Below are 10,805 nucleotides of genomic sequence, written 5' to 3'. Positions count from 1 at the left end.
CGCCGGGGGCTCGGCGGCCGACGACCACAGGTACTCCACGCTGCCGTCGGGGCGGGCCGTCGCACCGGAGACCGTGCCGGGCGGGGTCGGGATGCGGGTCAGCCCGCGGGACTCCAGGTCGTACCGGAACAGCTCGCTGCGGGCCTCGAAGCCGTGCACGACGAGCAGGGCCGAGCCGTCCGGATACCACTCGGCGCCGAGGTCGCCCGGCAGGTCCAGCGCCAGGTCCGTCTCCTCGCCCGTCGCCACGTCCCACACCATCGGCTCCCAGCGGCCCCGGCGCTGATGGCCGACGAGCAGCCGGGTGTCGCCGTCGACCGGGGCGAAGCCCAGCACCTCCAGGCCCAGCTCCTCGACACCGCCCTTGGTGTCGTCCAGCTCGGCGACCGTCGTGCCGTCCGGGCGCAGCACCCGCAGGGCCGCGTGCATGGCGTCGCCGTGCTCGGTGTGCTCGATCGCGATCAGCGAGCCGTCGTGCGAGAGGTCGCCGACGCCCGCCGACTCGCGGTGCCGGTAGATCTCCACCGTTTCCGCGCCCTCGCGCGCCAGGTGGATCGTCGTGCCGTCGTCGTCCGTGGAGCGGCCCACGACCGCCGTGCGGCCGTCGCGGGACAGGGCCAGGCCGGCCGGGTAGGACGGGGCCAGGCCGGGCACGGCCGGCTCGTCCGGGCCGCCCGTGAAGGGCTGGCGGCGCCAGATGCCGAACTCGTCGCCGTCCTTGTCGTCGAACCACCAGATCCACGCGCCGTCCGGGGAGAGCACGCCGTCCGTCGTGCCGTTCGGCCGGTCCGTCACCTGCCGCCGCTCGCCCGTCGCGCGGTCCCACGCGTACAGCTCGTACGTCCCCGTCGCGTTCGACACGAACAGCGCGCGGTCCGGCGCGTCCTCCGCCCAGTCGGGCAGCGAGACCCGCGGCGCCCTGAAACGCTGCTCCCAGTCCGGCATGTCCGGTGTGTCCGGCGTCCTGCTCTCACTCATGGCCCCAGTCATGCGCCCATACTGCCTGGCCGCGCCGACAATTGGGTGGCGGGTGTGCGCAGCCTGTGGATAACTTCCGGGCATGAGCGTTTCCGTCACCTCCTCGCCCATATCCGACGCGTCCGGCGACGGAGGTTCCTCTCCGTCGAGCCCGGAAGGCCGTGTCCCCGACGGCTGGCGCGAGGACAACCGGGCCATGTGGGACGAGCGCGTGCCCCTCCATGTCGCCAGTTCCTTCTACGACCTCGACGGCTTCCGCACCCGCCGCGACGACCTGCGCGACTTCGAGACGGCGGAGGTCGGCGACGTCACCGGCAAGACGCTCCTGCACCTGCAGTGCCACATCGGCACCGACACCCTCTCCTGGGCCCACCGGGGCGCCGCCCGCGTCGTCGGCCTGGACTTCTCCGCGCCCGCGGTGGAGGCGGCCCGCGCCCTCGCGGCCGACCTCGGCTACGGCCCCGAGCGGGCCGCCTTCGTCGCCGGTGACGTGTACGACGCGGCCGAGACCGTGCCCGAGCCGTCGTACGACATCGTCTACACCGGGCTCGGCGCCCTGTGCTGGCTGCCGGACATCCGGCGCTGGGCCAGGACGGCGGCCTCCCTGGTCGCACCGGGCGGCTTCCTGTACCTCGCCGAGTTCCACCCGCTCACCGACTCCCTGGACGACGAGACCGGCACCCGGATCGTGCGGGACTACTTCGCCCGGGACGCGCAGGTGTGGGACGAACCGGGCACCTACGCCGACCCGGACGCCGCCACCGTCCACAACCGCAGCGTGGAGTGGCAGCACACCCTCGGGGACGTCGTCTCCGCGCTCGCCGCCACCGGGCTGCGCGTGGAGTTCCTGCACGAGCACGACGTCTCGCTCTTCCCGCGCTTCGCGAACTTCGAGGTACGCGACGGCTACCACCGCTTCCCCGCGGGCCATCCGCGCATCCCGCTGATCTACTCCCTGAAGGCGAGCAAGAGCTGACCCGGGGCCCGGGCACCGGTGCGGGAGCCGTACCGTGGAGGGCGTGTACCGGTTTCTGCTGACACCCCGCTGGTGGGGCATCAACGTCTTCGTGCTGCTCGCCATCCCGTTCTGCGTCTTCATGGGGTCCTGGCAGCTGAGCCGGTTCGAGGGGCGGGTGCAGGACCACCGCGCCGCGACCGAGCAGGCCACGTCCGACCGCGCCGAGGCCGCCCGCCCGCTGGCCTCCATGCTGCCGGTCGACAAGAGCACCTCGGGCCGGCGGGTCACGGCCGGCGGACACTACGGCAAGCAGCTGCTGGTGCCCGGCCGGGAGCTGGACGGCAAGCGCGGCTTCTACGTCCTCACCCTGCTGCGCACCGACTCCGGCAAGGCGCTGCCCGTGGTGCGGGGCTGGCTGCCGGGCACCGCGGACCCCGCGAAGGCTCCCGCCCCGCCCGCCGGCGAGGTCACCGTCACCGGCGCGCTCCAGGCCTCCGAGACCCCGGGGGACAACGGGGTCGCCGCGCAGGGCGGGCTGCCGGCCGGGCAGACGGCGGCGATCAGCTCGGCGTCGCTGGTCAACCTGGTGCCGTACCGGCTGTACGACGCGTGGGTGACGCTGGACAAGGGCGACGCCGGGATGAAGGCCGTGCCCGCGAGCGCGCCGAGCGGTACGGGGCTGGACCTGAAGGCGTTCCAGAACCTCGGTTACACCGGCGAGTGGTTCGTGTTCGCGGGCTTCGTGGTGTTCATGTGGTTCCGGCTGCTGCGGCGGGAGCTGGAGTTCCAGCGGGACGCGGCGCTGGGCCTGGTCCCGGAGGACCCGGAGCGGACGCCGGTCCCGAGCGCCTGACCCGGGCCGGCGCCGGCCGGCAGCACGCACCGCCGACAGCACACACGCACCGCCCGACACCGCCAACGCACCGCCCGCCGGGGCGGACCCACGGCCCACGACCAGGCCGCACCGCCTACTGGCCCGCCAGCAGCCCCGTGTAGTACACCGTGCCCGCGCACGCCCCCGGTACCACCGCGGTCGCCGACGGTGCGCCGTCCTGCGCCGTGTGGGTGACCGCGACACTGCCCTCGGCCGTGCCGCCCTCGGTGACCAGCTGTGCCGTGGCGCCCGGGGACACGGCGCCGGTACCGGTGCCGGTGTCGGTCGAACCGCCGGTGGCACCCGCGTCCTGGCTCGGCGACGGGTCCGGTGACGGACCGCCCGTGCCGGAGCCGCCGTCGGTGCTGTCGCCGCCGGTGACGGGGCAGGTCTCGGAGGGGACGAAGGCGAACTTCTCCTCGTAGGCCGCTCCGGGCTGGAGGACCAGCGAGGTGACCTCCAGGGAGGGGTCGGGCAGGGGCGTCGCCGCCTGGTCGCCCGCGGTGTGCCGTACGGCGACGACCTTGGCCGGGTCGGCCGCGCCCTGGGCGGCGGTGACGACGCTGCCCGGGCCGGACACCGTACAGGCCGTACCGGAGACGTTGACGACGCGGAAGGTGCCGGAGACCACGCCCGCGGAGTCGGGGGCGTTCACGGTGCCGCTCGCGGAGCCCAGCCGGCCCGGCGAGCACGGCGGGATGCCGGCGGACGCGCTGGCGGAGGGCCCGGCGCCACCGGGGGTGCCCGCGGGGTGGCCGTCCTTCCGGTCCTTCCCGGCGCCCTTGTCGGGCTCCTTGCCGGGCTTGGCCGTCGCGCTCCCGGTGTCCTTCCCGCCGTCCTTGCCGGCGGTGCCCTTGTCCTTGCCCTGGCCGGTGCCGCCCTGGGCCTGGGAGGTCTGGCCGGCCATGGCGGTGTTGGGGTCCGCGCCGCCGGAGTTGGAGACGTGCACCAGGGCGGGGATCGCGGTGCCGACGAACAGGGCCGCCGCCGCCATGCCGACCACCGCCTGGCGCTTGCGGGCGCGGCGGGCGGGGATCGCCCTGCGCAGGTGCTCCAGGGTGTCCCCGCGCGGCTCGATGTCCTCCACCGCCGAGTGCAGCAGGCGGCGCAGGTCCGGCTCGTCCGCGTCGGGTCCGTGGAGACCGTCCGGTGAGTCGGTGACCGGTCCGGGCCTTACGGGGCCCGTGCCGTCGGGGCCGTGGTTCACAGTTCCGTTCCCAGCGTGCGTTGGCGTGTGCGGTTGCCCGTGGCGGCGTGTCGGCTCGTGCCAGGCGTAGGGCTCGTGACGTTCATGGGAGTCGCCCCCTTCGGCGTGGTCGCTCATGCCGGTGTCCTCATGGCCACCCGCAGCGCGGCGATGCCCCGCGAGCCGTACGCCTTCACCGAGCCGAGGGATATGCCGAGCGTCTCGGCGACCTGGGCCTCGGTCATGTCCGCGAAGTACCGCAGCACGAGCACCTCGCGCTGGCGGCGCTGGAGGTTCTTCATCGCCTTGATGAGGTCCCGGCGCTCCAGCTGGTCGTAGGCACCCTCCTCCGCGCTCGCCATGTCGGGCATCGGCTTGGAGAGCAGCTTCAGGCCGAGGATGCGGCGGCGCAGCGTGGACCGGGAGAGGTTCACGACCGTCTGCCGCAGGTAGGCGAGGGTCTTCTCGGGGTCGCGGACGCGTCTGCGGGCCGAGTGGACGCGGATGAATGCCTCCTGGACGACGTCCTCGCAGGAGGCGGTGTCGTCGAGGAGGAGCGCGGCGAGACCCAGCAGCGAGCGGTAGTGCGCCCGGTAGGTCTCGGTGAGGTGGTCGACGGTGGTCCCGGCGGCCTCGGCCGTCGCGGCGCCCGGAGTCTCCTCGGCGCCGTCACGCTGACTGGGTATGCGGGCGGGCCGCGCTGCGGGCATGGGCGCGATCACCGGCATGCCGCCGGACGTGCGGGGCCGCAGCGCCGGACGCGGCCGCAGGGCCGCGCCGCCGGGGGCCACACTGAGTTCGAGTACCTCTGCCACGCCAGTTGGACACGCCTCCCCCCTCGGGGGTTGTACGTGCCGGGCGTCACATGTGCGACAACCGGCCGTGCCTCAAGTGCCGTCATGCGTCCCGCTCTTCCCTTATGTCCCATTTGAACGGGCGTCCCCACGCCCCGATCACGGCGTCCCCACGCCAGGATCATCACGCCCCCAGGCCCCGCAAGGGTGACCGCAAAGACGCTCCCCGCCCTCCGTACGGTTGCGGAAGGCGGGGAGAGAAATCCTCTGCTGCCAAGAGGGACGGTTCAAGTGGATTGGACCATGCTCCCGGCCACATTTCTTACGCGGATCCTACAAAGCGTCACATCCGGCCGGCCCGGCGAGCAGTTCCGCGATCTGCACACAGTTCAGGGCGGCACCCTTGCGCAGGTTGTCGCCGCACACGAAGAACTCCAGCGCGGCCGGGTCGTCCAGGGCCCGGCGCAGCCGCCCCACCCAGGTCGGATCGGTGCCCACCACGTCGGCCGGGGTGGGGAACTCGCCGGCGGCCGGGTCGTCGCACAGCACCACGCCCGGCGCGGTCGCGAGGATCTCCCGGGCGCCGTCGACGGCGACCTCGCGCTGGAAGCGGGCGTGCACGGTCAGCGAGTGCGTGGTGACCACCGGCACCTGGACACAGGTCACGGCGACCGGCAGCGCGGCCAGGCCGAGGACCTTGCGGGACTCCTCGCGCACCGCCAGCTCCCGCGCCGACCAGCCGTCCGCCCGCGGCGGCCCGGCCCACGGCACGACGTTCAGCGCGACCGGCTCCGGGAACGGCCCGGTGGCGTCCCCGACGGCCCGCCTGAGGTCCCCCGGCTGCGTGCCCAGCTCGGTCCCGGCCACCAGGGCCAGCTGGGTCCGCAGGGTGTCCGCCCCCGCCCTCCCGGCCCCGCTCGCCGCCTCGTACGACGACACCACCAGCTCGCGCAGGCCGTACTCGGCGTGCAGCGCGCCCAGCGCGACGATCATCGTCAGGGTGGCGCTGCCGGGGCTCGCGACGATGCCGCGCGGGCGGGAGCGCAGCGCGTGCGGGTTGACCTCGGGCACCACGAGCGGCACGTCCGCGTCGGCCCGGAAGGCGCCGGAGGTGTCGACGACGACCGCGCCGCGCGCGGCGGCGACCGGCGCCCAGGCGGCGGCGACCTCCTCGGGCACGCCGAACAGCGCGATGTCGACCCCGTCGAAGGCGTCCTCCGTCAGGGCCGTCACCTCGACCTCGGCCCCACGCACGGTCAGCTTGCGGCCGGCCGAGCGCGGAGAGGCGAGCAGCCGGATCTCGCCCCAGACGTCCGCGCGCTCGGACAGGATCCGGAGCATGACCGTGCCGACGGCCCCGGTCGCTCCCACGACCGCGAGCGTCGGCCTGCCGGTCATCGGGCCGTACCCCGGCTCATCGGCCGGTGCCTCCGTAGACGACTGCCTCGTCGGAGTCGGAGTCGAGCCCGAAGGCGGTGTGCACGGCGCGGACCGCCTCGGGCACATCGTCGGCGCGCGTGACGACCGAGATGCGGATCTCGGAGGTCGAGATCAGCTCGATGTTCACACCCGCGTTGCTCAGCGCCTCGAAGAACGCGGCGGTGACGCCCGGGTTGGTCTTCATACCTGCGCCGACCAGGGAGATCTTGCCGATCTGGTCGTCGTAGCGCAGCGAGTCGAAGCCGATGCCGGGGCGGTTCTTCTCCAGCGCGTCGATGGCCTTGCGGCCCTCGGTCTTCGGCAGGGTGAAGGAGATGTCCGTCAGCCCCGTGGAGGCGGCGGACACGTTCTGCACGACCATGTCGATGTTGACCTCGGCATCGGCGATGGTCCGGAAGATCGCGGCGGCCTCACCCGGCTTGTCCGGCACACCGACGACCGTGATCTTGGCCTCGGAGGTGTCGTGCGCGACACCGGAGATGATGGCCTGCTCCACCTTCTTGTCCCCAATCGGCTCACTGCTGACCCACGTGCCCTGCAGTCCGCTGAACGAGGACCGGACATGGATCGGGATGTTGTAACGACGGGCGTACTCCACACAGCGGTGGAGCAGCACCTTGGACCCGGACGAGGCCAGCTCCAGCATGTCCTCGAAGGAGATCCAGTCGATCTTCCGGGCCTTCTTCACCACCCGCGGGTCGGCGGTGAACACGCCGTCGACGTCGGTGTAGATCTCGCAGACCTCGGCGTCGAGCGCGGCGGCCAGCGCCACGGCCGTCGTGTCGGACCCACCGCGCCCGAGCGTGGTGATGTCCTTCTTGTCCTGGCTGACGCCCTGGAACCCGGCGACGATCGCGATGTTGCCCTCGTCCAGCGCGGTGCGGATCCGGCCCGGCGTGACGTCGATGATCCGGGCTTTGTTGTGGACCGAGTCGGTGATCACGCCCGCCTGGCTGCCGGTGAACGACTGGGCCTCGTGGCCCAGGTTTTTGATCGCCATCGCCAGCAGGGCCATGGAGATCCGCTCTCCGGCGGTCAGCAGCATGTCGAACTCCCGCCCGGCAGGCATCGGAGACACCTGCTCGGCGAGATCGATCAGCTCGTCCGTCGTGTCGCCCATCGCGGAAACGACGACGACAACCTGGTTGCCGTTCTTCTTCGCTTCCACGATCCGCTTGGCGACGCGCTTGATGCCCTCGGCATCGGCTACGGAGGAGCCTCCGTACTTCTGCACGACAAGGCCCACGTGCGCTCCTCGCTCGGTTCGTTTATGTCGGCTCAGTCTATCGAGCGTCCGAATTCCACCCACCTGCTCCCGCATGGTGAGACATCGTCCGCCCAGGTCCGACCCTGCCCAGCGGGCCGCGCACCACTCCGAAAGTGCCCCGGCTCACAGACGGCCGGGCCGGCCGCTACTTCGCCGGCCGGATGCCCAGCGGCGCGCCGATCTCCTCGGCCATGACCCGGCCGGCCTCGAACTCCAGCGTCTCGTCGCCGATGTCGGCCTGGTCGGTGTCCAGGCCGTCCAGCTCCTCCAGGGGCTGGTTCAGCCGGACGTGGATGAGGACGGACTGCAGGGCGCGCAGCACCGCCGAGGCCGTCGCCCCCCAGTTGGAGAAGTACGAGAACTGCCACCACCACAGCGCCTCGGTGGCGCGGCCCGCGCGGTAGTGGGCCATGCCGTGCCTGAGGTCGGTGATGATGTCGGCGAGGTCGTCGGAGATACGGGCCGGCACGGGCGCCTTGCGGGGCTCGTACGGGTCGAAGACCTCGGAGTAGACGTCGACCGGGTCCAGCAGCCGGGCGAAGTTCTCGCGCAGCCCGTCCACGTCCGGCTCGGGGCCCGGGTCGGGCTCGTAGCGCTCGTCGGGGACGAAGTCCTCGTGGGCGCCCAGCCGGCCGCCGGCGAGGAGCAGCTGGGAGACCTCCAGGAGGAGGAAGGGGACCGCCGAGCCCGGCTCGTCCCCCCTGGCCACCTCGGTGACGGCCACCAGGAAGCTCTCCACCTGGTCCGCGATCTGCACCGCGAAGTCGTCCGGGTCCTGCGTCGTGGCATGCAGCGTGGCGTCAGACATCCAGCAATCGTCTCCCCTCGAAGGCGCGGCCGAGGGTCACCTCGTCCGCGTACTCCAGGTCGCCACCCACCGGGAGGCCGCTGGCCAGGCGGGTGACCTTCAGGCCCATGGGCTTGATCATGCGGGCGAGGTACGTGGCCGTCGCCTCGCCTTCCAGATTCGGGTCCGTCGCCAGGATCAGCTCCGTGACCGTCCCGTCGGCCAACCGCGCGAGAAGTTCCCGTATACGCAGGTCGTCGGGTCCGACGCCCTCGATGGGGCTGATCGCGCCGCCGAGCACGTGGTAGCGGCCCCGGAACTCGCGGGTGCGCTCGATCGCGACGACGTCCTTGGGCTCCTCCACCACACAGATGACGGCGGGGTCGCGGCGCGGGTCGCGGCAGATGCCGCACAGCTCCTCCTGCGCCACGTTGCCGCAGGTCGCGCAGAAGCGGACCTTCGCCTTGACCTCCATCAGCGCGTGCGCGAGCCGCTTCACGTCGGCCGGCTCCGCCTGCAGGATGTGGAAGGCGATCCGCTGCGCGCTCTTGGGACCGACGCCGGGCAGCCGCCCCAGCTCGTCGATGAGGTCCTGGACCACGCCTTCGTACAACGGACTGCCCTTCCTGGAGACCTGTCAGTACGTACGGTAGTCGGCTCCCGCCTCCGCCCGGAAGGCGGTGGCCCGGAGCAGGTCAGAACGGCAGACCCGGGATGCCGCTGCCGCCGCCCAGCCCCTGGGCCAGCGGGCCGAGCTTCTGCTGCTGGAGCGTCTGCGCGTTCTGGTTGGCCGCCTGGACGGCCGCCACGATCAGGTCGGCGAGGGTCTCGGTGTCCTCCGGGTCCACCGCCTTCGGGTCGATCTCCACCGCGCGCAGCTCGCCGGCGCCGGTCACGGTGGCCTTCACCAGGCCGCCGCCCGCCTGCCCGTCGACCTCGGTGTTCGCCAGTTCCTCCTGCGCGCGCGCCAGGTCCTGCTGCATCTTCTGGGCCTGCTGGAGCAACTGCTGCATGTTGGGCTGGCCACCGGGGATCACGATCAGCTCCTCGCCGTCTTCCGCGTCTTCCGCGTCGTCGTCTCCGACGTTTTTCTCGGTCGTCAATGAGCCTACGTGGTCCACGCGGTCACTGCCCTGCCACTCTTTCGGGTGAGAAAGGCGGCTGTCCTATACCTGATCAAGGCCCTCTTCCGGGCGGAAAAACGGGGAAACCTCCCTCTCCGTCATCCGTTGGGCGGTAGGAAGGTGGCCGCGCGTCGGCATGGAATGTCACGCAACGCGACCGGTCGTGATCAGTAGGGAGTGCCGGGTGGGTCAGCCGGAGATGCAGCCCGAGGGTCCGCCTCAGGACGGGCGGGGCGAGGGTGCGGCCGGGCTGCGGCCGGGCGATCTGACCGGGCGGACGTTCCCGCTCGGCGACTGGGGCGAACCCGCCGAGCGGCTGGACGAGCTGTACCGCTGGGTGGAGCGCCGGGGGCTGGAGACGGCCGACTGGTATCTGCGCGACCGGCTCTGGAAGCGGCGCGGGGCGCGCGTGCTGCGGATCACGGCGGCCGCCGGGGCGGTGGCCGGCGCCGCGCTGCCGCTGCTGGACCTCACCGGGGTGACCGCCGGGGTGGCGCCGTGGGGCTGTCTGGCACTGCTGCTCGCGGGCGCCGGCGTCGGTGTCGACCGGTTCTTCGGGTGCACGTCCGGCTGGATGCGGGACGTGGCCACGGCCCAGGCGGTGCAGCGGCGGCTCCAGACCCTGCAGTTCGACTGGGCGTCGGAGAGCGTGCGGGAGGTGCTGGGCCCCGCCGAGGGCACGGCGAGCGAGGCGGCCGAACGGTGCCTGGCGGTGCTGCGGCGCTTCTGCGAGGACATCGCGGAGCTGGTGCGCACCGAGACCACCGACTGGATGGTGCAGTTCCGCACGGGCCCGGCCCCGCTGGGCATCCAGACGGCGTCGGCCACGGTGCCACGGCAGGAGGCGGGCACCGCGGGCGGATCGCGTTTCCCGCTGCCCCCGGCGAACGGCAGCCGCCCGAACATGCCGAGACAGCGCCCCCCGGAACCCCGCTGACGGCCGCCGGGGCCGTCTCACCGCTTGCTGTACGTCAGGCTCTCCCCGCCGCTCGCCTTGGCCCGCTCCAGCCTGCCGTCCGGGAGCAGGGTGATCTCCGTGGCCTCGCCCGGGGTGCAGGAGGAGGCCGGTTCCCCGGTGGTGACGGTGGACGGCCCGATCTCGAGCGGCCCCGCTCCGCCGGGTGCTCCGGTCAGCTCGGCCTCGAAGACGCAGTGGTACCTCCCGCCGCCCTCGGCCGGCCCGTCCGCGACCAGGGTCAGCACGGTGTCCCCCACCTTGCCCTGCCGGATGGTCAGCTCGCGGGTGCCCGTGCCGCTCTCGCTGGTGATGGCGGTCCGCCAGGTGCCCAGGTAGGCGTCGGGTATCGCCCCGGCGGCCGGCGTGCCCGAGCCGGTCGGGGCGGGCGCCCTTCAGCGAGTTGATGTACGGCGCGCTGGACGACCCGATGACCTGGCTG

10 protein-coding genes and 2 pseudogenes are annotated in these 10,805 nt (G+C 72.8%); 3 read left to right on the top strand and 9 right to left on the bottom strand.

All coding sequences use genetic code 11. From position 1 onward, the window contains the following. Positions 1 to 978 (bottom strand): annotated as a pseudogene (locus H5J33_RS12195) (S9 family peptidase); the annotation flags it as partial. Positions 979 to 1,174: 196 nt separating this feature from the next. Between H5J33_RS12195 and H5J33_RS12190 the strand changes: the two are divergent. Together H5J33_RS12190 and H5J33_RS12185 are read left to right on the top strand one after the other, a co-directional pair. Beyond that, positions 1,175 to 1,954: a bifunctional 2-polyprenyl-6-hydroxyphenol methylase/3-demethylubiquinol 3-O-methyltransferase UbiG gene (locus tag H5J33_RS12190; protein ID WP_181794922.1), complete on the top strand. Its 780-nt coding sequence runs from the start codon at positions 1,175 to 1,177 to the stop codon at positions 1,952 to 1,954. Between the two features lie 43 nt (positions 1,955 to 1,997). Next, positions 1,998 to 2,789, top strand: coding sequence for an SURF1 family protein (locus tag H5J33_RS12185; protein WP_181794920.1), 792 nt, complete (start codon positions 1,998 to 2,000; stop codon positions 2,787 to 2,789). A gap of 115 nt (positions 2,790 to 2,904) precedes the next feature. Here the strand turns inward: H5J33_RS12185 and H5J33_RS12180 are convergent, their stop codons facing one another. The 7 genes from H5J33_RS12180 to H5J33_RS12150 all read right to left on the bottom strand — a co-directional run bounded on the left by H5J33_RS12180 (position 2,905) and on the right by H5J33_RS12150 (position 9,321). Next, positions 2,905 to 4,017, bottom strand: coding sequence for a hypothetical protein (locus tag H5J33_RS12180; protein ID WP_181794919.1), 1,113 nt, complete (start codon positions 4,015 to 4,017; stop codon positions 2,905 to 2,907). 113 nt (positions 4,018 to 4,130) lie between these two features. After that, entirely contained in the window at positions 4,131 to 4,811 is a 681-nt protein-coding gene (locus H5J33_RS12175) for a SigE family RNA polymerase sigma factor (protein ID WP_181794918.1), read from the bottom strand. A 312-nt stretch (positions 4,812 to 5,123) separates the two neighbouring features. Beyond that, positions 5,124 to 6,188, bottom strand: coding sequence for an aspartate-semialdehyde dehydrogenase (locus tag H5J33_RS12170; RefSeq protein ID WP_181794917.1), 1,065 nt, complete (start codon positions 6,186 to 6,188; stop codon positions 5,124 to 5,126). A gap of 16 nt (positions 6,189 to 6,204) precedes the next feature. Beyond that, positions 6,205 to 7,476, bottom strand: coding sequence for an aspartate kinase (locus tag H5J33_RS12165; protein ID WP_181794916.1), 1,272 nt, complete (start codon positions 7,474 to 7,476; stop codon positions 6,205 to 6,207). A gap of 166 nt (positions 7,477 to 7,642) precedes the next feature. Further along, the gene (locus H5J33_RS12160; protein ID WP_181794915.1) at positions 7,643 to 8,305 is read right to left on the bottom strand and encodes a DUF5063 domain-containing protein; all 663 of its coding nucleotides are present in this window, start codon (positions 8,303 to 8,305) and stop codon (positions 7,643 to 7,645) included. Further along, complete coding sequence (gene recR / locus H5J33_RS12155) at positions 8,298 to 8,897, bottom strand: recombination mediator RecR (RefSeq protein ID WP_030790916.1); 600 nt, start codon at positions 8,895 to 8,897, stop codon at positions 8,298 to 8,300. Before recR ends, H5J33_RS12160 begins: the two co-directional genes overlap by 8 nt. Before the next feature lie 82 nt (positions 8,898 to 8,979). After that, positions 8,980 to 9,321, bottom strand: a complete 342-nt coding sequence (locus H5J33_RS12150) for a YbaB/EbfC family nucleoid-associated protein (protein ID WP_181794921.1) — start codon at positions 9,319 to 9,321, stop codon at positions 8,980 to 8,982. 271 nt (positions 9,322 to 9,592) lie between these two features. Between H5J33_RS12150 and H5J33_RS12145 the strand changes: the two genes are divergently transcribed. Further along, positions 9,593 to 10,345, top strand: a complete 753-nt coding sequence (locus tag H5J33_RS12145) for an SLATT domain-containing protein (RefSeq protein ID WP_181794914.1) — start codon at positions 9,593 to 9,595, stop codon at positions 10,343 to 10,345. 17 nt (positions 10,346 to 10,362) lie between these two features. Here H5J33_RS12145 and H5J33_RS12140 read toward each other — a convergent pair. Further along, positions 10,363 to 10,752 (bottom strand): annotated as a pseudogene (locus H5J33_RS12140) (serine/threonine protein kinase); the annotation flags it as partial. Positions 10,753 to 10,805 lie beyond the last annotated feature (53 nt).

This window comes from Streptomyces sp. WELS2, assembly GCF_013870595.1.
Taxonomy (GTDB): Bacteria; Actinomycetota; Actinomycetes; order Streptomycetales; family Streptomycetaceae; genus Streptomyces.
The sequence above is the reverse complement of the archived record's forward strand: the minus strand, read 5'-3'. Positions and strand labels throughout refer to the sequence as shown.